Source organism: Ruegeria sp. HKCCA5463, assembly GCF_013034175.1.
Lineage (GTDB): Bacteria > Pseudomonadota > Alphaproteobacteria > Rhodobacterales > Rhodobacteraceae > Ruegeria.
The window spans coordinates 52353-73824 of sequence record NZ_WQFL01000006.1; the positions used below are offsets into that span (position 1 = coordinate 52353).

A 21472-nucleotide genomic window follows, 5' to 3' on the forward strand; every position below is an offset into this window, starting at 1 on the left:
AACTTTTCCAACGCCTCAGCCGGGAGACACACTATGTCACGCTCAACCGACATTCTTCTCACTGCGCTCGCCCCAGCGGTATGGGGGAGCACCTACCTGGTAGCTACGGAAGCGCTTCCGGCGGGCTATCCTATTACCCTGGCTGCGTTACGAGCTCTGCCTGCTGGCTTGTTGTTGCTTGCAGTGACGCGCTGCGTTCCACCACGCGAATGGCTCGGTCGAACTTTCGTCTTAGGCAGCCTCAATTTCGCTCTGTTCTGGGTGCTCCTCTTCGTTGCTGCGTATAGGTTACCCGGTGGTGTGGCCGCCACCCTAGGATCGTTGCAAGCAATGATCGTGATTTTGATGGCGTGGGGATGGCTGGGAACCCCAATACGACTTGGTGCACTCGGCGCCGCCGCGACTGGCGTAATGGGTGTGTCTCTGCTGCTGATCGGGCCGGAAGCACAACTTGATTGGATCGGTATAGCAGCGGGTTTTGGAGGAGCCGCGTCAATGGCTGCTGGCACTGTTCTCAGCCGGAAATGGCAACCTCCGGTCTCGGCGCTGAGTTTCACAGCGTGGCAATTAACAGCCGGTGGTTTGATACTGTTGCCAGTCGCACTGTTTCTTGAGCCGCCTCTACCTGCGCTCAGCGCGACAAATGTCGTCGGCCTGATTTGGCTTGGGTTGATTGGTGCTGCAGCAACCTATGCTCTTTGGTTTCGTGGCATAGCGCGCCTGGAGCCCAGTGCACTCTCGATGCTCGGCATGATGAGTCCTGTTACAGCTGTAGTGTTAGGCCGGGTATACTTGGGACAAACTCTTAGCATCACTCAGACTATAGGAGCAGCCATAGTTATTGGCTCTGTTGTGGTCGGCCAGAGCGTGAGTCGAAGGGACAATTCGGGTTTGAAAAAATGGAGACCAGCAACAGCTGGATCTGTCTGATGGGTGTTGAGTCGCAAACAATGAGCCCAATCACGCAAGCGGGCGAGGAATGGCTCAGCGCCTCGCTCAAGCCCGTTCGCCAGATCCCTAGAATATCGAAGTCCTAGGTTTCCGTGCGCAACATGAAGGGGATGGGTTCTGGTGCCGCAGCATCTGGGCGATCCAAACCTCCCATAGCTATTGTTGCGTTGTGGACGAGCGATCCAAAGCGCTGAGAGCGCTCAAGGCGTGCGTTTCTATTTCAGTGCTGTCGTGTATCGAAAACTGCCTTGGATGCTGCCAGTAAGCGCCCCAGCCAGTCTGGTGCTACTCACAGCACTCGTTAAGCTTTCAGAGTGAGCCTACACTCAACCACCTTGCCGCGCAGGTAATTGACCATCCATCAGCGCGCATCGCGCCCCGAAGTAGTTCCTAGTTCTGGTGCATCCAACCCCTGCAGGCGCACCGGTGTCGCGCTAATCACAGATGCCGCGATGCGTGCGATCATACAGGGGACGCAAACGCTGAACGAGAGCGACGGCCTCCTGGGCTGTATCAGCACCATAGACGCAATCTTCACGAATATTCTTATATCGCGTCCTCTCATCGATCGGCGCGTCGGCAAGTCGTCCGCTCCAGCCATTGCAGCGAAGCGCGATCAACAGCCGTCGATGGATCCAAGCGAAAGCCATCTCCGAAAGTGTCCCGGCACCGCCGCCGATCGCGATCACTGCATCTGCTTGGGCCATCACGAGGTTTCGCCCATGATCCAGCCCGGTCGGGATGACGATATCCGCGTTCGAAGATACGCGAGGACCGCCAGGATCTCTGCCTGGAAGCAGGCCGATACACGCGCCATGCACCCAGTTTGGCGACGTCCGCCCGCCTTCAAGCGCGGCGTCCATGACACCACCCATGCCGCCAGTCATCACCGCAAAGCCCTTATCGACCAGGCATCGGCCCGTGCTAAAGGCAAGTTCTAGGCGCCGATCCTCGTCGGGAAGTGTCGCATCTCCGATCACTGAAACGATCTGGCGGCGTTCTGTGCAGTTCATTGATATTCCTCTTCGATTCGCGTCTCTCTTGCAATCAGTCGTGCGATCACCGCCTCGCGCATTGCGGCCCTGGCGGTCTCGCGCGTCTCTCCCGGTTCATGAAGATAAAGCGGCTTGCGGATCCAAATGGGCGCTCGCGCGGCCTCGACCATCGGCAGCATAAAAGCCCAGTCTGACGCCAGTTCGACATATGAACCGTCGAGCCGAAGCGCCTCGTCGGGCACTCCGTCGAAGAGACCTTTTCGGAAACTGCGCAGATGCTGCCAGACATTGCCGCCGCGGTTGCCTCGCGGATTGTCGAAGCACACCTTGTAGTCGACACTCTTGTCCGTGCGCAACATGGAGCCAACGGTCAGGTCAGCACCCGCGTCATAGGCATTGGCAAGTTGGGTTAGCACATCACGGCCAATCAACTGATCGTCGGCATCGAGCGTCACTATGATCTGCCCGGGTGTGGCGCATAGATCGCGGATCGCATGAACGGTATTGGCCAGCAATCCGGCACGTCGGCGCCTCGCAACAAAGCTCACTCGATGAATGTCGCCGGAAAGCATGTGCCCGACTTCCTCGGCGATCCAAGGGACCGATGCGTCATCGACAACGATGGCACCCCAATCCTGACGATCTTGTCTGAGAACCGAGTCCCAACAACGTCGGAACCGCTCCGGTGTCACGTTGTGTCCGCAGATGACAAATACAAAGCGCTCGTGACGTTCTGCCTGCCGCCAGTCTTTCGCCCCTCCGGTCCATTCAATTTGATCGACCTGAACTGTCGGCACCCGCCCCCTCGCAACGGATGCACGCACTTCTTCCCACGCCTCGATATCACGCTTGCGAGCATTCGGCGGATGCAAACAAAAGCCGCCGACACAGCCTCCCCGTAAGGAAGTTCCCCGACCAAGCCGCACTGCTTCATCCATCGCACGATGCCATGACAGATCTGGAGCGCCGTTCCGCTCGGTGTTCGGCAGCGGAAGGATTGCGTTCATTCGCTTGAGGCAGACAAGGCCCAATCGGCTTTCGACCCGCCATGGGCCTTGCGACCCAGTAGCCGTCCATCGCCTGTGGCCTTCGTGAGCAACGGGAAAACTGGCTGTCAGCGCTTGCGAATCCTCCCGCAATGCCGCGACCAGCTCGCTCACCGGGTCGCGGTTTCGGTCTGTGCGCGCGATCATCATGTCGATATCGGCATGAAGCACGTTCGGGCCTATGCAGGCATCGAACCCAGCCAGAAGCGCCCCAGTCGCGGCGCCGCCAGCGCTATGACTTGCAGCGAGATCAAGTCCAAACCAGCGGAAATTGAGCGCCCTGAGAGCTGTAGGCGAGGATGGTGTCTCCACGATACGGTCGATCTCGCCTTCGTTCAGTAGGCGCTGGGCCGCGTTGCGTAGAGCCGAAAGGTTCGCTTCGGCATGCGGTCTCGGGAAGCCTTCCCTGCGCGTGTCGAGGGCCAGCACTGTCTCGTTGAAAACACCGGGATGCTCCAACGCTGCCAAGATGTCGCGCAGTTGCAGATCCAGCGCCTCGGCGTCCATTGCACAGGCCTTGATCAACAGCGAAACATCGGGCTTCGAAGCGGGTGCCAGTTCGAGAACAAGCAGATCGGACACGGTTTCGAAGCGCTCGAATTCGATGCATCGGCGTTCATGCCGCGCCATGATGCGAAACCCGGAGCGCATCAGTCGACGGCGAAGCAATCGCTCGCTTCGATGTCTCTCGTGAAGAACCCGTCCTGTCGCGCGCACCGTCTTGGTCCATTCCGCAGCAGCATGATTGCCAGGAGTCGAAAGTGGCGTGGCTTCGGCCACGTAGGACCTGTGCGCATATGCGGGGTGACACAGCGCGAACAGCACTCGCCCGTCTGTCGCGAGGGCAGCCCGCAGATCAGTGAGGACTTTGCCCAGCTCATCCTCGTCCAACAAACAGGCGACGCGTCGACATACGACAAGATCGAACGGGCCGGACGTGATGGCTTCTGCGGCCGTTTTGGCCCTGTGCACACCAAGCGAAGCCAATTCATCCAGACGTGTTTCGACGCCAGGATCAGGATCCCAGGCAACGACCTTAGCCCCCGCTCGGGCAAGCGTGGCCGCCTGCTTGCCCTTGCCGGCCCCATAATCGAGAACCCGTTTCGGACGCAATGCCAAGGCGCGCGTGACCGTCGGATCTACCGGCAACTCCAAGCCGAGTCGTTCACGCACAGCCCGGATTAGGTTCTCATGCCCTTCAAGCTCAGGTAGATTCACATCATGCAGCGATTGGCGCATCAGCAGACCGATGTCGCTCCGCCACCACCATCGCCAGCACAACCAGGCACGACGGCACATCCGCGCGAATTCCAAACCTTCGGCCTTCGGATCATCGACCGGTATCAGGTCTGCCCCGTAGTCGATCAAGCGCACAGAACCGTTCGCAACCCGCAGGTTCTTCGGATGCAGGTTTCGGCAAACGAGCCCTGCGCGATGCAAATCCGCGAGCAGCTCGACAAGGCCTGGCCCGTGCCCGCCCGCCCAAGGATCCGATGCTTCGAACGGCAAACTCATTAGCCAACCCAGAGATGTCCGCTCTATCGTCTGGGGCTTGATCAGTGCCGTCGTCGAGGAGGTTTCTCCAGTCAACATCCGGAGTGTAGGAACGGCTTCGGCCACCTGTTCCGATGTCCAGCGGTCGAAGAGTTTCCAGATCGTGCGCCCATCGGTAAAAACCACGCCTTCCGCGCCTTGCCCAAGGACATGAATGGGTGTGGACGTCTCGACCGAAGCACAAGCGGCTTGGCCACGTTCCTCGGCCAACAGCTGTGGAATTGCGTTCGAACGGCGCACCCTTCCGGAATACTCCATGATGCGCGCATCCATGCCAGAAAGGAAATCTCGAACCTCCACTGGGCCAAGAACACGGACCGCAGATTCGATTTGCGCGAAATTCTCCGTTGAGAACATCTGGAGCAGCTGTCGTGCCTGCGCGTCGAGTGTGATGCGCGCGACATAAGTCGGTGCCTCGTTTCGGATCCAATCCAAGAGCTCCAGTGCAAGGCCACGAATGCGGAAGAAGGAGAGGCGCAGAACGGCGAGGCGCTCGTCTTCATATTTTCCGCAGAGCGCCTCGACAAGGTCCGGGTCTTCGTCGGCATCTACCAATGCGCTGAAAATTGCAAAACCACGCACATCATCGGCGATCCCTGCAAGATCAAGCTTTTGTGGTGGTGGAAGGCTACTACGGTCGTGCCGCACCGGAACAGGGACCGAGATGACTTGTCGATCGAAACGACGCTCATGCATAAGTGCCCAGATCATGTCCGATCGCCGCGTCGGACGCCCTCCGATGGTGGGAGAAATATTTGGCAGATCCAACAAGGCTTCGGGATCAAAAATAAAGGTATTTCCGCCCCGATGGAGCGCATCTGCGGCTTCAAAAACGCCCATGGCATCTGGGTCCGCCATCAGCGGGCGCAGCGGAGCTTCACCTGCAAGGATGCGCGGGATCATCGTCTCCAACCGTGCAAGCGCATCCCCGCAGCTCTCGTCGGAGTGTTTCGGTTCAAGTGCAAAAGGAGTTTCAAGCCGGTCGGTCTCGATCCGGGAAAGATCATGATAGTAGTCTCGCCGGCCTGCACGCAGCACAGCATTGTGGGGTTGTGCTGCCGGAACCGGTGCGTCCTCGGGAGAGGCCGACAACCGCCGCAGGTTCCACAGCAGGTCCATCAGTTGCCCTCGGATACTGGCAACGGCAGGAAGCGGCGGTGCGCCGGTATAAGTCCCGATGCAGATGTCCGCGCCCGTTGCGCGCATCCTGCGCAACGCTTGGGCAAGTTCGAAAGGTCGACGCTCTGACCCGGAAGACGTCGCAATAATCGGATCGAGACGCATGTCATCGTCAAGAATCCAGACTACACAACCCGGTCTTTCCTGCGCCATGTGATAGAGGCAACTTTGAAGGGCCGTTCGCGCATCGGAGATGGCGAGTCGCCCTTGTCGGTCCACACCCTCCGGACGCCAAGCCCCTTTCCTCTCAAGCAGTTCCAGCCCCGCTCGATCCACGACACGAATCCGTAGGCGGTCCCTCTTCTGCGCCACCATGGAGGCGAAACTTTGTCCAGAAATCGCTTCAGGTCGGTTCTCAAGCAACAAAACGTCGGGCGGCGCAAATTCCTCGGCCTCGACCCTCTCGGCCAAGTCGTCCAGAAGACGAGAGAGCGACTGGACGCGTCGGTCATCTGCGATGATGCCAACAATCAATGGCGGTGTCCCTTCCGACTGTGGAAAGGAAGGTCTGTCTGGCGGAATTTCTTCGCCAACGTCTCGGTCCTGATTTGGCCCTTCGACCGGCTGCCAATCAAAGAGCTTCTGCGCGCGATTGAGATGCTTGGCGCGCACGGTCGGCGACATCAGTGGTCCGTGAATGCGATCGAACATCTCCAGACCGGAATGTTTGGCCACCGAACCGGGAGACGAAAGCCGAGGGCGATCAACACAGGCATAATGGTGCACACTTGGGGCTGATGTCGTCGCATATCGCAGGTTGGGACGGCGGCACAGCCTGATCCACAGGTCGCGGTCAGTGCAGCTTTGCAGCGCTTCGTTGAAGCCTCCAGCCTCGAGCAGGATGTCGAGCTGTGCCGCAAAAGTGGAGCCTTGAATCCCTGGGTTCCGCTCCATGAAAAGACTGGCGTCCACCGCGGCAGGCGGGTCGATCCTGCGCGCATCCAAATCTGACTCGAGGCGCAGGAAAGGCGCCGCGACGACCTCGGCACCTTCTCGGATGCGTGCCTCGACCGCAGCGAGATGCTCAGGCGTCCATTCATCGTCGTCGTCGAGGAAAGCAACGAAGATATCCGTCATACCGGCGTGTTTTCGCACCAGATGATCAAGCCCAGTATTCAACGCACCCGAGAGCCCTTTTGTCCGGCGGTTGTGAAGAAACTGAGCGGTTGGGGCCGCCACTTTAACTTCCTGGGCAAGGTCAGTTGTTCGTTCGTCCTCGACTACGATAATTGCATCCGCAGGGCGAGATTGAGAGAGGGCGGAAGGTAGTGCGCGTTGCAACAGCAAGTTATTGCGCGCATGCGTTGCCAGCATCGCGACGATGGTCGGTCTGTTCATGGTCATCCCCGATGAAAGGAAGCAATTGGCTAACCGTCTTCCTTGCGAGAGCATGTCGGCTTAAGAGGCTTGCGGGATCGGTCATCGTGGATCCATCAAGCCCGATCCGGCACGTCAAACAACCAAGAGCAGCTGCAACCTTGAGTAGTTATTGGGTGGTGAGGTGTCAATCTCGAGGTCGAATGTCATGCCGGTTGATTGTGAAGACCGGAACCAGTTTGAGCAGCCTCATCTGACTGGTCCAAATTGATTGTTGGTGCATTGTCGGCCTGCGATCCAGGCGAGTTTGTCCGATGTGTCGCCGCATGTGTTGCGGCACACGGCAGCTGTCCACATGGCCGAGGCAGGCATCGCGATGGAGGAGATCGCTCAGTTTCTCGGTCATTCCGACTCGCGGATCACGGCGTCTGTCTATGCGCGCTACAGCCCGGAACACCTCCGCAAGGCCGCCAGCGCGTTGGAGTTCGACTAGGCTGAGGTTCAATGAACTGCAGATCACTGTCTTGAAAGCAAAAAGGCGCCCTTGGGCGCCTTGTTTTATTGGTCGGAGTGAGAGGATTCGAACCTCCGACCCCTGCCTCCCGAAGACAGTGCTCTACCAGGCTGAGCTACACTCCGACCGTGGCGGGTGATCTATACGCGGCGTGTCTGATGCGCAAGAGGATTCTGTATTTCGATCACCCGAATCTTTCGAACGCAACAACCAAAAAAGGGCGGCGCACCGATAAGGTCGGAACCCGGTAATTTGAGCAGGTCTTCACGAATCGAAAAAACGAGCGGTTGCATGTCTGCGTTCTTCTGGTTGATCGGCACGCAAGAGTGCCCGCCAATTTGTTCACCCCTGCCGGGCAGGTCACAATTGCACCGGTGCTAAGACGTCGAGAGGTTCACAGGCACGTTGAAAGACAAGGGAACCGCACCCCTTTGCGGCGGAAACCCTGTGGTCTTCTTGTCCGCTCTCGCCCGCGCAGCCATCGTCATGAATTGGTTGTGAAGCATCCCAGGCAATCACGGCAAGGGGTCTGTTTGGTACAGACGAATTTTGGTTCCACCATGGTCGACGACCGGTCCTGGCGCCAGCAAAGGCAGGCGTGTGGCCCGGGCAAGCCCCGGAGCGCTGGTGATCACGCCGACCCGCCATCCCTGGAACCGGTTCATCAAGGTCTTGCCCATCGCACCATAGACTGAACGCAAGCGTCTTTCGTCACCAATCCGCGCCCCGTAGGGCGGGTTCACAATGACCAGCCCCGCAGGACCTTCGGGGGGTTTTATGTCACTGACGGAACGCTGTTGAAACCGTGTCACATCACTGACCTGGGCCCTTTCGGCATTGGCAGTCGCCGCGTCGACCGCGCCCGAGTTGCGATCCGAGCCGTAGAAGGTAAGCGCGCATTCCGCCGTCTTCGTTTCCTGCCGCATTTCCTGCCACTGATCAGGGTCAAAGCCCGCCAGGTCCTCGAATGCAAAACTGCGGGAGCGGCCAGGGCGCAGACCTAGAGCGATCTCGGCGGCCTCGATCACGAAGGTACCGGATCCGCACATCGGGTCCAGTACGGGTTCATCGCCCGAGTAGCCACACTCTCTCAGGAAGATGGCGGCCATTGTTTCGCGCATTGGGGCCTTGGCAATGGCTTCCTTGTGACCGCGTTTGTGCAACAGCTCGCCGGAACTGTCGACCGAGATCGTGCAGATGTCTTTCTCGATTCGAAGCAAGACCCGAAGGTTTGCCTCGGATGAAATCGAGGTGCCCAATGTCTCGGATATTGCCCGCTCGATCCTCTGACGCGCTGCACCGGCGTGATAAATTCTGGATTTGCGGCTGATGGCTTCCACCTTGACCGGCACGTCAGGACGCAAAACGGTGCCCCAAGGAAATTTCCGAGCACGTTTGTCCAATTGGGCAAGGTGCACGGCGGGGAAACTGCCCAGTCGCACCAGAACCTTGTTGGCGCCGCGCAGTGTCAGGTTGGCGCGCCAGACCTCGGGCCATGAACCCCGGCATGTCACCCCGCCGGGTACAGTTCTGACCTGCGCGAATCCGTTGAATTGCGCCTCGTCACCAAGAGGCGCCTCGAGGCCAGGCGTGGCAACCAGAAAGATTTCCAAATCTGTGTCTTTTTCCATTCCGGTTGCTTACACTGGAACCTTGTTGGGCGCGATATGCAATTATACGCCATGGAATCAGAAGAAATGACCGATCAATCGCAGGATTGTGTGGTTCATCCTCAAGTTTTGGCGGTAACAGGTTTGCGTTTGTGACCTTCCCCGCGTAAAGGGTCCTTGATCGGAAATACGCCTGCGGATTTTGGACCGTTTTCGACGCTTTTGCGACGGAGGCTCGAAAAAACCGCGCTATTGCATGACCCCGAAAGGGCGTTGGCAGAGCTGGCGCAGAAAAGAGGCTTGGAAGAACGTAGCAACATGCAAACTTTCAAACTGAAAAAGGGGCTGGATCTGCCGGTGGAAGGCGCTCCTGACCAGACCATTCACCCGGGCCCGGAATACTCGACCGTTGGCGTCCTGGGCGGTGACTACATCGGCCTGAAACCCAAGATGCTGGTGCAGGAAGGCGACAGCGTCGTACGTGGCGCGCCGCTGTTCTGTCACAAGGACGCGCCTGACGCGATGATGGTCGCACCGGTAAGTGGCAGGGTCGTCGCGATCAACCGTGGTGCCCGTCGGGTGCTGCAAAGCGTCGTGATCGAAGTGACAGATGTCAATGACGCCGGTGTTGATTTCTCGGGCATAGGGGATGCCGACAGCGCCGAAGGCGTGACGGCCAAGCTGTGCGCCGCCGGCCTGTGGACGTCGTTCCGCACGCGTCCCTATTCGAAAATGCCGAACCCCGGCGTCAAACCGGATGCGATCTTTGTCACCGCCATGGACAGTGACCCGCTGGCCGCTGACGCTGCCACGATCATTGCCGAGGCGGCCGAAGAATTTGCCGCCGGTTTGGCGGCAGTCAGCACATTGACCGAGGGCAAAACCTATCTTTGCCAGAAAGAGGGTGACACGATACCCGGCGCAGATGTCGCCGGTGTCGAAACTGCATCTTTCGCAGGCCCGCACCCATCGGGGCTGGCCGGAACGCATATTCACTTTCTCGAACCCCTTGCAGGCGACAAGCAGGTCTGGACCATCGGGTATCAGGATGTCATCGCCATTGGCCGCCTGACGCAGACCGGCCATCTGGATCCGAATGTCGTGATTGCCCTGACGGGGCCGGGTGCGCGTCAACCGCGTTTGATCCGTACCGTGATGGGCGCATCAACTGACGATCTGACCAGCGACGAAGTCGTTGTGGACGGCACGCCCCGTATCATTTCGGGTTCGATCCTGTCGGGCCGGCACGCAGATGGTCCTACCGCCTATCTGGGCCGGTTCGCGCGCCAGATCAGCATCATCCGTGAAGATCCCGATCAAATCCCGTTGGGCTGGATTCGTCCGATGCCGTCGAAATACGCGGTCCAGCCTGTATTGGGTTCGGCATTCGCCAAGAAGCTGTATGCCTTCACGTCCAACCTGAACGGCGGGCGTCGGGCCATGGTGCCCACAGGTGTTTTCGAAGACCTGATGCCGCAGGACTATCTGCCCACTCAGTTGCTGCGGGCGCTGCTGGTAATGGATACGGACACTGCCCAGGCCCTGGGTGCGCTGGAGCTGGACGAAGAGGATCTGGGCCTTGTGGGCTTCGCTTGTCCGGCAAAATATGAATACGGGCTGGCGCTGCGCGACTGCCTGAGCAAAATTGAAAAGGAGGGCTGAGCCGAATGGGTTTGCGCAGCTTCTTTGACAGGATCGAGCCGAACTTTACCAAGGGCGGCAAGTACGAAAAGTACTTCCCCATCTACGAGATGGTGGAAAGCTTCATCTACACTCCAAAAACCGTGACCACGGTGGCGCCGCACGCGCGGTCCTATGTGGATATGAAGCGGATCATGACCTATGTCGTGATCGCGACGATCCCCTGCATCCTGTGGGGGATGTGGAACACCGGCTATCAGGCGAACTCGGCGATTGCTTTGCTGGGGCCGGAATCGGCCACCGGCTGGCGGATTGCTTTGTTGCAGATGTTCGGGATTTCGCTGGACCCGTCCAGCATCTTTGCCAACGTCATGCATGGTCTGATGTATTTCCTTCCGATCTACATCGTCACGCTGGTCGCGGGCGGTATCTTCGAGGTCATCTTTGCCACCGTTCGCGGCCATGAGGTGAACGAAGGCTTCCTTGTTACATCAATGCTTTATACGCTGATCATGCCTGCTACGACGCCCCTGTGGCAGGTGGCATTGGGCATCATCTTCGGCGTCGTGATCGGTAAGGAAGTGTTCGGGGGCACCGGCAAGAACTTTCTCAACCCCGCGCTTGTGGGGCGGGCGTTTTTGTATTTCGCCTATCCGGCGCAGATGTCGGGGGATGCGGTCTGGACACCCGTTGACGGGTTCTCGGGCGCAACTGCATTGGGCGTGTCTGCGGCCGAAGGTGTGCAGGCACTGGCCGCCGAAGGCATCACCTGGTCGAGCGCGTTTTTCGGCACCATTCAGGGCAGCTTTGGCGAAACATCGACACTGGCCTGCATGATCGGTCTGGCTTTCCTTCTGATGACCAGGATCGCCAACTACCGCCTGATTGTGGGCTGTCTGGGGGGCACCATCGGCTTTACCCTGCTGTTGAACCTGATCGGATCGGATACCAACCCGATGTTCGCGATGCCGTGGTACTGGCATATCGTATTGGGCGGTTACGCTTTCGGGCTGGCCTTTATGGTGACGGAACCGGTTTCGGCCAGCCACACCAATGTAGGGCGTTATATCTACGGCGCTTTGATCGGAGTCATGGTCGTGATGATCCGCGTGATCAACCCGGCTTTCCCCGAAGGGATGATGCTGGCAATCCTGTTCGGCAACGTCTTTGCACCGCTGATCGATTATTTCGTCGTGCAAGCCAACATCAAACGGAGGGCGCGTCGCCATGTCTGATACGCAATCCCCAGATCAAAACGAGGCACCCAAGGGCGCATTGGCCAGATTCCTGGCGGCGTCGCCGGATTCTGTTGGCAAGACGATCTTCATCGCCGTTGCCGTCTGTCTGGTCGCCTCGATGGTTGTGTCCGCGGCCGCAGTCAGCCTGCGCCCGGTGCAAGAGGCCAACCGCCTGAAGGACAAACAGGTAAACGTTCTGCAAGTTGCGGGCGTGTTCGAGCCGGGCATCGACGTGACAGAGGCTTTTGCCGCCTTCGAACCACATGTGCTGGAGCTGTCCGCGGGCACCTTCGTCGATGATCAATTTGATCCGACCACGTTTGACGACATCGCCGCCGCCAGCGATCCAGAGCTGAGCGTCGCGCTGGACAATGACCCAGCCGGTATCGGCCGCAAATCCAAGTACCGTGTTATCTATCTGCTGCGCGATGATGCGGGTGATCTGGACAAGGTGATCCTGCCTCTGCACGGATACGGCCTGTGGTCGACGCTCTATGGGTTTATCGCGCTTGAAAACAACGGCAACGATATCTACGGCCTGCAATTCTATCAGCATGGTGAAACTCCGGGCCTTGGGGCCGAGGTGGACAACCCGCGCTGGAAAGCCTTGTGGAACGGGAAAAAGCTGCGCGACGAAGCAGGTGATCTGCAAATCACCGTTGCCAAATCGCAGCCCGCAGCCGGGCCAGATTTCTATGTGGATGCGTTGGCGGGGGCCACGCTGACCTCGGTCGGCGTCGACAACCTTGTGAAATTCTGGATGGGCGATGCGGGCTATGGTCCCTTCCTGGCCAAACTTCAAGCAGGAGAGATTTGATGTCCCAGACCAAGAAAGAGATGCTGGTCGACCCGCTTGTCGACAACAATCCGATCACATTGCAGGTGCTGGGCATCTGTTCGGCGCTTGCGGTGACATCATCGTTGCAAGTGTCGATGGTGATGGCGCTGGCGGTGATCTTCGTGACCTCGTTTTCGTCCTTCTTCATTTCATGCCTGCGCAACCAGATCCCCGGTTCGATCCGGATCATCGTTCAGATGGTGATCATCGCGTCGCTGGTGATCCTGGTGGACCAGATCCTGAAAGCCTATGCTTTCGAGATTTCGAAAACCCTGTCGGTTTTCGTCGGCCTGATCATCACCAACTGCATCGTGATGGGCCGCGCCGAGGCATTTGCGATGAAGAACCCTCCGGTTGCGTCCTTCATCGACGGAATGGGCAACGGCATGGGCTATGGTCTGATCCTGCTGCTGGTCGGCTTCATTCGCGAGCTGTTTGGCGCGGGGTCGCTGTTCGGCGTCACGATTCTGGAAACCGTCAACAACGGCGGCTGGTACGTGCCCAACGGCATGCTGCTGTTGCCGCCCTCGGCGTTCTTCATCATCGGTCTGATCATCTGGGCCTTCCGCACCTGGAAGCCGAACCAGGTGGAAGAGCGTGAATACAAAATTCAGCAGGTAGAGGCCCACTGATGGAAGGTCTGATCTCACTGGCCGTAAAGGCCATCTTTGTCGAAAACCTTGCGCTCAGCTTTTTTCTTGGCATGTGCACTTTCATCGCCGTGTCCAAGAAGATTTCGACAGCGCTGGGGCTGGGGATTTCGGTCATGGTCGTGCAGGCCATCACCGTGCCTGCCAACAACCTGCTGCTGAACTACCTGCTGAAACCGGGCGCGCTGGCCTGGGCCGGGTTCCCGGATGTGGACCTGACCTTCCTTGGCCTGATTTCCTATATCGGCGTGATCGCGGCGATGGTGCAGATCCTCGAGATGGTTTTGGACAAGTATTTCCCACCGCTTTACAACGCGCTGGGGATCTTTCTGCCACTGATCACGGTGAACTGCGCCATCCTTGGCGGGTCGCTGTTCATGGTGGAGCGTGACTATAACTTTACCGAGGCGGCAACTTATGGCTTGTCTTCCGGTTTTGGCTGGGCGCTGGCAATCACGGCAATGGCCGGAGTGCGGGAAAAGCTGAAATATTCGGACATTCCCGATGGTCTGCAAGGTCTGGGCATTACTTTCATTACCGCAGGTCTGATGGCTATGGCCTTCATGTCCTTCTCGGGCGTGAAACTGTAAGGGGGCGTTGATGGAAACCTTTACCTTAGGCGTAGCTCTTTTCACCGTAATCGTTCTGGCATTGGTGGCCATCATCATGGCCGCCCGATCCAAGCTGGTATCGACTGGAAACGTCAACATTACGATCAACGGCGAAAAGACGATTTCCGTTCCGGCAGGTGGCAAGCTGCTACAGACACTGGCTGCCGAGAAGCTGTTTGTCCCTTCGGCCTGCGGTGGCGGCGGCACCTGTGCGCAGTGCCGGGTGCGGGTGCATTCGGGGGGCGGGTCGATCCTGCCGACCGAAGAAAGCCATATCACGAAACGTGAAGCGTCATGTGGTGATCGCCTGTCTTGCCAGGTGGCGGTCAAGCAGGACATGGATATCGAAGTTCCGGAGGAAGTCTTCGGCGTCAAGAAATGGGAATGTACCGTTCGGTCGAACGAAAACGTAGCGACCTTCATCAAGGCGTTGATCCTGGACCTGCCCGAGGGCGAGGATGTGAACTTCCGTGCCGGTGGCTACATCCAGATCGAAGCACCAGCACACCAGTTGAAATACACGGATTTCGACATTGAAGAGGAATATCGCGAGGATTGGGATCGCTTCAATCTGTGGCAATATGAATCGGTGGTGACCGAACCCATCGAGCGCGCCTATTCGATGGCCAACTACCCGGACGAAAAAGGCATGATCATGCTGAACGTCCGCGTGGCCTCGCCGCCGCCGGGGTCCGAAGGCATTCCGCCGGGTCAGATGTCGTCCTACATCTTCAACCTGAAGCCGGGTGACAAGGTCACCATTTCAGGCCCATTCGGCGAGTTCTTTGCCCGTGAAACTGACAAAGAGATGGTCTTCATTGGCGGCGGCGCCGGTATGGCACCCATGCGCAGCCATATCTTTGATCAGCTCAAGCGTCTTCAGAACCGCAACCGCAAGATCAGCTTCTGGTATGGTGCGCGGTCGAAGAAAGAGATGTTCTTTGTCGAAGACTTCGACAGTCTGGCTGAAGAATTCGACAATTTCGAATGGCACGTGGCCTTGTCGGACGCGCAGCCCGAGGACAATTGGAAAGGCTTTACCGGCTTCATCCACAACGTATTGTTCGAAGAATACCTCAAGAACCACCCCGCGCCTGAGGATTGCGAATACTACATGTGTGGTCCGCCAATCATGAACCAGTCGGTCATCAACATGCTGCTGGATCTGGGCGTGGACCGCGAAGACATCATGCTCGACGATTTCGGCGGGTAAGGAACAAAAAAGAACCGGCGTTGAAGACGCCGGTTCTTTCATTTGGCGATAGGCCTACGTTATTTTATTTTCCGTAATAGTCTCGGTACCACGCAACGAACTGGGTGATGCCGTCTTTCAGGTCTGTCCGGGGACGATAGTTCGTCAGTCTTTGTAGCAGCCGATTGTCCGCCCAGGTGGCATGAACATCACCCATCTGCATCGGCATGAAGTTCTTGATCGCCTTCTGCCCCACGGCCTGTTCGATGGCTTCGATGAAATCCATCAGGCGCACTTTTTCTCCGTTGCCGATATTCACGATGCGGTAGGGCGCGACGGGGGACAGGCTGTCTCCGTCCTCGATACCCTCACGGCTGGCTGGCCGCACCGGAGGCACATCGATCAGCAATCTGATGCCGCGTACAAGGTCTTGGACATGGGTGAAATCCCGATGCATGTCGCCGTGATTGTAAATGTCGATCGGGCGGCCATCCAGGATGGCGGCGACAAATTTGAAATACGCCAGATCCGGTCGTCCCCAAGTGCCGTAGACGGTAAAGAAGCGGAACATGGTCGTCGGCAAATCCCAAAGATGCGCATAGGAATGCCCCATCGCCTCATTCGCCTTCTTTGTCGCGGAATAGATGGTCAGTTGGGTGTCGGCTTTTTCCGTCTCGGTAAACGGCATGTCTTCGTTGGCACCGTAAATGGAAGAGGTCGATGCCATCAAAAGATGATCCACCTTATGTTGCCGTGCAATTTCCATCACGTTGAATGTTCCAACGACATTCGATTCAACATAGCTGCGGGGATGGTCCAAACTGTGTCTCACACCGGCCTGAGCCGCCAGATGAACAATGACTTCCGGCTGAAATTCTTCGGCGACCTGCATCAACCGATCAAAATTTTCCAACCGATCCTCGGTTGCCGTGAACCCGGGTGTCTGAAGCAGAATTTGATGCCGACGCTGTTTCAGGACCACATCATAGTAATCCGTCATCCCGTCGTATCCATGCACGCGGAACCCTTCCTCTAACAGCAGCTTTGCCAGATGGAACCCGATGAACCCCGCAGAGCCCGTAATCAAAACCCGTTTCATAGAACCCTCAAAACGCCCTGCACGATCATCGCCGAACAAAAGGTTCTGCCCCTGATGCCGGGTCAAACATTTTGAACTGCGCTGAAGGTCATATCGAACATCCAGACGTCATTGGTCAACTCTTTGCTGATTCAATCAGATGCTCATTGCCGCCAATGGGCGAGAAGGATAGGGATCAACATGTATGATTACGAACTGGATCAGACGGTGGTTCGACCGCAGGGCGGGGCGGACAATGAATGCAGTGCCTTGCGACATCGCTCCGGCCGAGAAAGTGACGGCCGTGGGCGATATTCACGGTCGTCTGGACTTGTTGCAGGCGTTGTTGCCCCGACTGGACGATCAGAGCTTGCTGGTCTTTGTCGGAGATTACATTGATCGGGGGCCATACAGCGCGCAGGTGCTGCGCCACCTGTTTCACCTGAGCGAGACGTCAGGAGGACGCGTTCAATGTCTTCTTGGAAACCACGAAGAGTTTCTGTTGCAATTCCTGGAGGCGCCGGAACGCAACGCCCGGCTTTGGTTTCAAAATGGGGGTGTACATACACTGGCGTCTTTCGGGTTGAAACCGCCCGGGGATATCGACAACAACCAGCAGATTCGAAAACTGGCGGATGATCTTCGCCTTAAGATGGGGGAAAGCCTAATCAACTGGCTTGCCGACCGGCCTTTGACCTGGACCACTGGCAACGTCACTTTCGTTCATGCGGCGCTGGACCCCCGACATCCGGCTGAGGCCCAGGATCGCCAGATTTGCCTCTGGGGACATCCCATGTTTCCCAGGCTGGCCCGCAGTGATGGTCAATGGGTGGTGCATGGCCACACCATCGTGGACCTCCCCCGGGTCAGGAACCGGGTGGTGTCGCTTGACACGGGCGCTTTCGCTTCGGGTCGGTTGACAGCCGCCGAGATCAACGCCGGAAGTGTTCGGTTCACCTCGACCGTGTGAACAGTGGGCCGTTAACCGACGATCATTTGCTTCATGCGAAGCGCTTCATATTCCAGCTCTTTAAGGCGGAAGTGGACAACGTCTCCGATCGTGATGACGCCGCACAAGTGACCGTCGCGCAGCACCGGCATATGGCGAAAACGGCCCTCGGTCATCGTTTTCAGAACTTCATTCAGCAGATCGTCCGGTGTGCAGGTCTTAACATCCCTGGTCATGAGATCTTCGACCGATTGCGGAAGGGTCTGGCCGGGTGTGTCTGCCATGCGCCGAACGATGTCGCGTTCTGACAAAATCCCCTGCAATGCCCCGTTCTGATCCGTCACTAGAACTGCACCGATCCGCTTTTCCTTCAGCGTGTTGACCACAGAATGGATGGTGTCATTTGGCCGCACCGAAAACACCGCGTCCCCTTTACCTTCAAGCAGCTTTGCCACGGTTGTCTGCGAATGCGACAGGTTCGATTCCGCAGACTGGCTGTACGTCGTCTTGTCAGCCTTGTCGCCGCGCGAAGGCGACTGGTAAGAGGTTGGAGCCATGGGCAATCTCCTTGTGGTTCTTGCAAAGTCTTTCCCTTTCACCTTAGCGCAGCTAAACGACCTGTATAGGGTGCAATTGCGCCGATCGGCAAAAACGCGGGCCCGGAAAGGACGTTCAAGCCATTGAGTGAACTCTATCTTACGCCACCCATAGCGGCATTGATCTTCTTTGCCGTTGTTGTTTGTGGCCACAATTTCCGCATGGCGTGGAAGCAACAGCCGCCGGGTTGGCAAAAACGTGCGTGGTTGTTCGGCGTGCCGGCGGGGGTCGGCCTTTTGATGCTGGGATTCCTGCCGCTGAAGATGTGATCGCAGTTTGACTCTGGCCGGGGCCACTGGCATATGCCGGGCACAGAATTTCCCGGAGATCGCCCGATGCGTCTTATGCCTTTACTGGCCGTTGCCACCCTTCTTTCCGGCTGTTTGTTCGACAAAGAACCCGAGGTGGTTCGTCTGTCGGGCGAAACGATGGGCACGACCTTCAACATAACCGCGATCGGCGAAGATCTTGATGAGGCCGCATTGGCCGCGGCCGTCGAAGAGACGCTGGCCGAGGTGAACGCCAAAATGTCCAACTGGGATCCAGAATCCGAGGTGTCCGTCTTTTCGGCGTCAACCAGCACAGCCCCCGTTCCGGTCTCGGACGAACTCGCATTGGTCCTTTCGGCCGCCAATGAAGTGCACGAAAAAACCGGTGGGACTTTTGATGTAACTCTGGGCCCGCTGATCGAACTTTGGGGCTTTGGCCCACGCAAGCCCGAGGATCCAGTGCCCTCGGATGCCGAAATCGAGGCCGCGTTGAGCAGCGTCGGGCAAGCCCGTTTGCTGACGCTCGACACCGCAGCCGGCACGCTGTCGAAGGCTGATCCAAAGGTGGGCATCAACCTGTCGGCGATTGCGAAGGGCTATGGCATCGATGCGGTGGCCGGTGCTTTGCAGGATGCCGGTATCGACGATTACCTTGTCGAGATCGGCGGTGATCTTGTTGCCAAAGGCAAGAATGAGCAGGGCGAAGCCTGGCGCATTGGCATCGAAAAGCCTGAAACGGGCGCTCAGGGCATTCAATTGATCGTTTCCCTGGATGATCGCGGCATGGCCAGCTCGGGCGATTACAAGAATTTCTTCGAACAGGACGGCGTGCGCTATTCGCATATCATCGATCCGACCACGGGACGCCCGATCACACATCGCACGACCTCTGTCACGGTTCTGGCGGAAAACGCAATGTTGGCGGATGCCTGGGCAACGGCCATGCTGGCTTTGGGTCACGAGAAGGGAATGGACATTGCGGAAAAGTATAAACTTGCCGTGTACTTCATCTCGCGGGATGTGACAGGCGGCGAAGATGCCTATATTACTTCGCACAGCACCGAGTTCAAAAACGCTTTGGGAACCAACTGACAGTCAGGAACCGAGATGAGCACTTTTATTCTGGCCTTTATTCTTTTGGCGCTTGTCATGGTCGGTATGTCATTGGGTGTCATGCTAATGGGCAAGACCATCAAAGGCAGCTGCGGTGGCCTGAATGCGATCTCGGGCGCCGATAAATGCGTTGTGTGCCAAAAGGATGTCGACCCGGACAGCCCGCTGCGCGACCAATTGCAATGCAAACGTGCCAGGAAGATGCTGGAACAGATGGAACAGCAGACCTGAAGCAAGTTTTGCTTCGCTCTGCGAACGGAAGTGGCTAACTAGGTCCCCATGACTTTCGGGGAGGCACCGCGTTGGCCAAGGCAAAGAATATCCTGTTCATCATGTTCGACCAGCTGCGCTGGGATTATCTGAGCTGTTACGGGCACCCACATCTGCATACTCCGAATATCGATCGTCTGGCCGCGCGCGGTGTCCGCTTTGACCGTGCCTACATCCAGTCGCCGATTTGCGGCAGTTCACGCATGTCGACCTATACCGGACGATATGTGCATTCCCATGGGGCCTCATGGAACAACATCCCTCTGAAAGTGGGTGAGATCACGTTGGGCGACCACCTGCGCAAGGCGGGAATGGATTGCTGGCTGGTCGGCAAGACACATATGGCCGCCGATGCCGAGGGGATGGCCCGTCTTGGGCTGGAGCCCGACAGCATCATCGGGGCCCGCGTCGCGGAATGCGGGTTTGACGTGTTCGAACGCGATGACGGGTTGCGTGCAGAGGGTCCGGACGGGTTCTATGACCCGGACGGGGCAAAGAAATACAACCATTACCTTGCAGATAAGGGGTACGAGAGCGACAATCCGTGGCATGATTTTGCCAATTCCGGTCTGGATGCCGATGGCAACGTGCTGTCGGGGTGGTTCCTGAAAAATTCATCCGAACCGGCAAATATCGCGGAAGAGGACAGTGAAACACCATATCTGACCACCCGTGGAATCGAGTTCATGGACAGCCATGAAGGACCGTGGTGCTGTCACCTCAGCTACATCAAGCCTCACTGGCCTTACATCGTGCCGGAACCTTACGCTTCGATGTACGGGCCCGAACATGTCGTGCCCGTGGTCCGCTCGGAAGCTGAGCGAAAGAATGCCCATCCCGTCCTGAAGGCCTTCATGGACACCAAGGTCGGGCAGGCTTTTTCGCGCGAGGATGTCCGCGAGGCGGTGATCCCGGCTTACATGGGGCTGATCAAACAAGCGGATGACCAGATGGGTCGTCTGTTCGACTGGATGGAGAAAACCGGGAGGATGGACGACACGATGATCGTGCTGACCTCGGATCACGGTGATTTTCTGGGTGACCACTGGATGGGTGAGAAGACTTTCTTCCACGATGCCTCTACCAAAGTGCCGCTAATCATTTATGACCCGTCACCCGAAGCGGACCTCACGCGCGGCACCACCTGCGGCGCGCTGGTCGAGTCGATCGATCTTGCGCCGACGTTTCTGGAACTGGCAGGTGGTGAAAATGCCGGACATATTCTCGAGGGGCATTCCCTGCTGCCGATCCTGCATGGTCAGTCCGACAAAACGCCGCGACAGGTCGCGATCTGCGAGTATGACTATTCCGCCTCACCCATTGCGCAGCGGTTGAACGTATCCGTTCGCGACGCGGTGATGTTCATGGTCGCGAATGAAAAGTGGAAGCTCATCCATTGCGAGGGCGGGTACAGGCCGATCCTGTTCGATCTGGAAAACGACCCCGACGAACTGGTGGATCTGGGTGACAGCGCGGATCATTCGGATGTCATCGCGCAAATGTACGACCACCTGTTTGCCTGGGCGCGGCGCCCGTCACAGCGCACCACCCGGTCCGAACAGCAATTGATCGATATGCGGACCCGAAGCGGGGGTACGGGCATCATGATCGGTATCTATGATGAAAACGACACGCCGCTGGAACTGACGGTCAAGTATCGCAACCGCACGGCAAAGCCATACACGCGTTACCTCAAAGGCTAGTCTCGTCCGGGTTTCCACCGATCATACCATGATGGCTCTGCGTCGAAAAATGCAGGGGACCGTTGTCTTCCAGCGATGGCCCGAAGCTGGCAGGCCGTTTGATTAATTCTGCGTAATTTGCCGCAAAGATGGTTCACCCCTTGCCGGCCAGACGCTA

18 protein-coding genes and 1 tRNA gene are annotated in these 21472 nt (G+C 57.7%); 13 read left to right on the forward strand and 6 right to left on the reverse strand.

Annotated elements, in window-relative coordinates; all coding sequences use genetic code 11:
- Positions 1-33: 33 nt before the first annotated feature.
- Complete coding sequence (locus tag GOW09_RS13620) at positions 34-930, forward strand: EamA family transporter (RefSeq protein WP_171119132.1); 897 nt, start codon at positions 34-36, stop codon at positions 928-930.
- Between the two features lie 455 nt (positions 931-1385).
- On the opposite strand, the gene GOW09_RS13625 is transcribed toward GOW09_RS13620, so the two are convergent.
- Positions 1386-1964: an LOG family protein gene (locus GOW09_RS13625; RefSeq protein WP_171119133.1), complete on the reverse strand. Its 579-nt coding sequence runs from the start codon at positions 1962-1964 to the stop codon at positions 1386-1388.
- A complete protein-coding gene (locus GOW09_RS13630; protein ID WP_171119134.1) occupies positions 1961-7063 on the reverse strand; it encodes a glycosyltransferase in 5103 nt (1700 codons plus the stop codon). Before GOW09_RS13630 ends, GOW09_RS13625 begins: the two co-directional genes overlap by 4 nt.
- A gap of 286 nt (positions 7064-7349) precedes the next feature.
- Here GOW09_RS13630 and GOW09_RS13635 point away from each other — a divergent pair, with 286 nt between their 5' ends.
- Positions 7350-7535, forward strand: a complete 186-nt coding sequence (locus GOW09_RS13635; protein WP_253284257.1) for a tyrosine-type recombinase/integrase — start codon at positions 7350-7352, stop codon at positions 7533-7535.
- Positions 7536-7604: 69 nt separating this feature from the next.
- On the opposite strand, the gene GOW09_RS13640 is transcribed toward GOW09_RS13635, so the two are convergent.
- Together GOW09_RS13640 and GOW09_RS13645 are read right to left on the reverse strand one after the other, a co-directional pair.
- Positions 7605-7681: transfer RNA gene (locus GOW09_RS13640), tRNA-Pro, on the reverse strand.
- Between the two features lie 390 nt (positions 7682-8071).
- On the reverse strand, positions 8072-9187 hold the full coding sequence (locus GOW09_RS13645) for a class I SAM-dependent RNA methyltransferase (protein ID WP_171119136.1): 1116 nt from the start codon (positions 9185-9187) through the stop codon (positions 8072-8074).
- Positions 9188-9484: 297 nt separating this feature from the next.
- On the opposite strand from GOW09_RS13645, the gene GOW09_RS13650 reads away from it, so the two are divergent.
- Genes GOW09_RS13650 through nqrF form a run of 6 tightly spaced genes read left to right on the forward strand, consistent with a single transcriptional unit; the run spans position 9485 to position 15357 of the window.
- On the forward strand, positions 9485-10828 hold the full coding sequence (locus GOW09_RS13650) for a Na(+)-translocating NADH-quinone reductase subunit A (protein WP_171119137.1): 1344 nt from the start codon (positions 9485-9487) through the stop codon (positions 10826-10828).
- A gap of 5 nt (positions 10829-10833) precedes the next feature.
- Positions 10834-12042 carry an NADH:ubiquinone reductase (Na(+)-transporting) subunit B gene (locus tag GOW09_RS13655; protein WP_171119138.1) on the forward strand — a complete coding sequence of 403 codons (1209 nt, stop codon included), beginning with the start codon at positions 10834-10836 and terminating at the stop codon, positions 12040-12042.
- The gene (locus tag GOW09_RS13660) at positions 12035-12862 is read left to right on the forward strand and encodes a Na(+)-translocating NADH-quinone reductase subunit C (protein WP_171119139.1); all 828 of its coding nucleotides are present in this window, start codon (positions 12035-12037) and stop codon (positions 12860-12862) included. Before GOW09_RS13655 ends, GOW09_RS13660 begins: the two co-directional genes overlap by 8 nt.
- A complete protein-coding gene (locus tag GOW09_RS13665) occupies positions 12862-13515 on the forward strand; it encodes an NADH:ubiquinone reductase (Na(+)-transporting) subunit D (RefSeq protein WP_152460184.1) in 654 nt (217 codons plus the stop codon). Before GOW09_RS13660 ends, GOW09_RS13665 begins: the two co-directional genes overlap by 1 nt.
- Positions 13515-14123 carry an NADH:ubiquinone reductase (Na(+)-transporting) subunit E gene (gene nqrE / locus GOW09_RS13670; RefSeq protein ID WP_152460185.1) on the forward strand — a complete coding sequence of 203 codons (609 nt, stop codon included), beginning with the start codon at positions 13515-13517 and terminating at the stop codon, positions 14121-14123. The genes GOW09_RS13665 and nqrE overlap by 1 nt, the downstream gene beginning before the upstream one ends.
- A 10-nt stretch (positions 14124-14133) precedes the next feature.
- Positions 14134-15357 carry an NADH:ubiquinone reductase (Na(+)-transporting) subunit F gene (gene nqrF, locus GOW09_RS13675; RefSeq protein WP_171119140.1) on the forward strand — a complete coding sequence of 408 codons (1224 nt, stop codon included), beginning with the start codon at positions 14134-14136 and terminating at the stop codon, positions 15355-15357.
- A gap of 64 nt (positions 15358-15421) precedes the next feature.
- Here nqrF and GOW09_RS13680 read toward each other — a convergent pair whose 3' ends face one another.
- Entirely contained in the window at positions 15422-16435 is a 1014-nt protein-coding gene (locus GOW09_RS13680; protein ID WP_171119141.1) for an NAD-dependent epimerase/dehydratase family protein, read from the reverse strand.
- 235 nt (positions 16436-16670) lie between these two features.
- Here GOW09_RS13680 and GOW09_RS13685 point away from each other — a divergent pair, with 235 nt between their 5' ends.
- Positions 16671-17384 carry a metallophosphoesterase family protein gene (locus tag GOW09_RS13685; RefSeq protein ID WP_253283540.1) on the forward strand — a complete coding sequence of 238 codons (714 nt, stop codon included), beginning with the start codon at positions 16671-16673 and terminating at the stop codon, positions 17382-17384.
- An 11-nt stretch (positions 17385-17395) separates the two neighbouring features.
- On the opposite strand, the gene GOW09_RS13690 is transcribed toward GOW09_RS13685, so the two are convergent.
- Positions 17396-17920 (reverse strand): CBS domain-containing protein, encoded by a 525-nt coding sequence (locus tag GOW09_RS13690; protein WP_171119143.1) that lies wholly within the window; start codon positions 17918-17920, stop codon positions 17396-17398.
- Between the two features lie 123 nt (positions 17921-18043).
- Between GOW09_RS13690 and GOW09_RS13695 the strand changes: the two genes are divergently transcribed.
- From GOW09_RS13695 to GOW09_RS13710, 4 genes are all read left to right on the forward strand, one after another.
- On the forward strand, positions 18044-18229 hold the full coding sequence (locus GOW09_RS13695) for a hypothetical protein (RefSeq protein ID WP_152460190.1): 186 nt from the start codon (positions 18044-18046) through the stop codon (positions 18227-18229).
- A gap of 66 nt (positions 18230-18295) precedes the next feature.
- Positions 18296-19321, forward strand: coding sequence for an FAD:protein FMN transferase (locus tag GOW09_RS13700; RefSeq protein WP_253284258.1), 1026 nt, complete (start codon positions 18296-18298; stop codon positions 19319-19321).
- A gap of 15 nt (positions 19322-19336) precedes the next feature.
- Positions 19337-19573: a (Na+)-NQR maturation NqrM gene (nqrM, locus tag GOW09_RS13705; RefSeq protein ID WP_170345281.1), complete on the forward strand. Its 237-nt coding sequence runs from the start codon at positions 19337-19339 to the stop codon at positions 19571-19573.
- A gap of 71 nt (positions 19574-19644) precedes the next feature.
- The gene (locus GOW09_RS13710) at positions 19645-21315 is read left to right on the forward strand and encodes a sulfatase-like hydrolase/transferase (protein ID WP_171119145.1); all 1671 of its coding nucleotides are present in this window, start codon (positions 19645-19647) and stop codon (positions 21313-21315) included.
- Positions 21316-21472: the final 157 nt, after the last annotated feature.

What these genes read in the sequence shown, in the direction of transcription:
- GOW09_RS13630 (WP_171119134.1), bottom strand. Translation starts at nt 7,063, where the DNA reads ATGAACAGACCGACCATCGTCGCGATGCTGGCAACGCATGCGCGCAAT.
- GOW09_RS13690 (WP_171119143.1), bottom strand. Translation starts at nt 17,920, where the DNA reads ATGGCTCCAACCTCTTACCAGTCGCCTTCGCGCGGCGACAAGGCTGAC.
- GOW09_RS13650 (WP_171119137.1), top strand. Translation starts at nt 9,485, where the DNA reads ATGCAAACTTTCAAACTGAAAAAGGGGCTGGATCTGCCGGTGGAAGGC.
- nqrF (WP_171119140.1), top strand. Translation starts at nt 14,134, where the DNA reads ATGGAAACCTTTACCTTAGGCGTAGCTCTTTTCACCGTAATCGTTCTG.
- GOW09_RS13645 (WP_171119136.1), bottom strand. Translation starts at nt 9,187, where the DNA reads ATGGAAAAAGACACAGATTTGGAAATCTTTCTGGTTGCCACGCCTGGC.
- GOW09_RS13655 (WP_171119138.1), top strand. Translation starts at nt 10,834, where the DNA reads ATGGGTTTGCGCAGCTTCTTTGACAGGATCGAGCCGAACTTTACCAAG.
- GOW09_RS13685 (WP_253283540.1), top strand. Translation starts at nt 16,671, where the DNA reads ATGAATGCAGTGCCTTGCGACATCGCTCCGGCCGAGAAAGTGACGGCC.
- GOW09_RS13700 (WP_253284258.1), top strand. Translation starts at nt 18,296, where the DNA reads ATGCGTCTTATGCCTTTACTGGCCGTTGCCACCCTTCTTTCCGGCTGT.
- nqrM (WP_170345281.1), top strand. Translation starts at nt 19,337, where the DNA reads ATGAGCACTTTTATTCTGGCCTTTATTCTTTTGGCGCTTGTCATGGTC.
- GOW09_RS13665 (WP_152460184.1), top strand. Translation starts at nt 12,862, where the DNA reads ATGTCCCAGACCAAGAAAGAGATGCTGGTCGACCCGCTTGTCGACAAC.
- GOW09_RS13660 (WP_171119139.1), top strand. Translation starts at nt 12,035, where the DNA reads ATGTCTGATACGCAATCCCCAGATCAAAACGAGGCACCCAAGGGCGCA.
- GOW09_RS13620 (WP_171119132.1), top strand. Translation starts at nt 34, where the DNA reads ATGTCACGCTCAACCGACATTCTTCTCACTGCGCTCGCCCCAGCGGTA.
- GOW09_RS13680 (WP_171119141.1), bottom strand. Translation starts at nt 16,435, where the DNA reads ATGAAACGGGTTTTGATTACGGGCTCTGCGGGGTTCATCGGGTTCCAT.
- GOW09_RS13625 (WP_171119133.1), bottom strand. Translation starts at nt 1,964, where the DNA reads ATGAACTGCACAGAACGCCGCCAGATCGTTTCAGTGATCGGAGATGCG.
- nqrE (WP_152460185.1), top strand. Translation starts at nt 13,515, where the DNA reads ATGGAAGGTCTGATCTCACTGGCCGTAAAGGCCATCTTTGTCGAAAAC.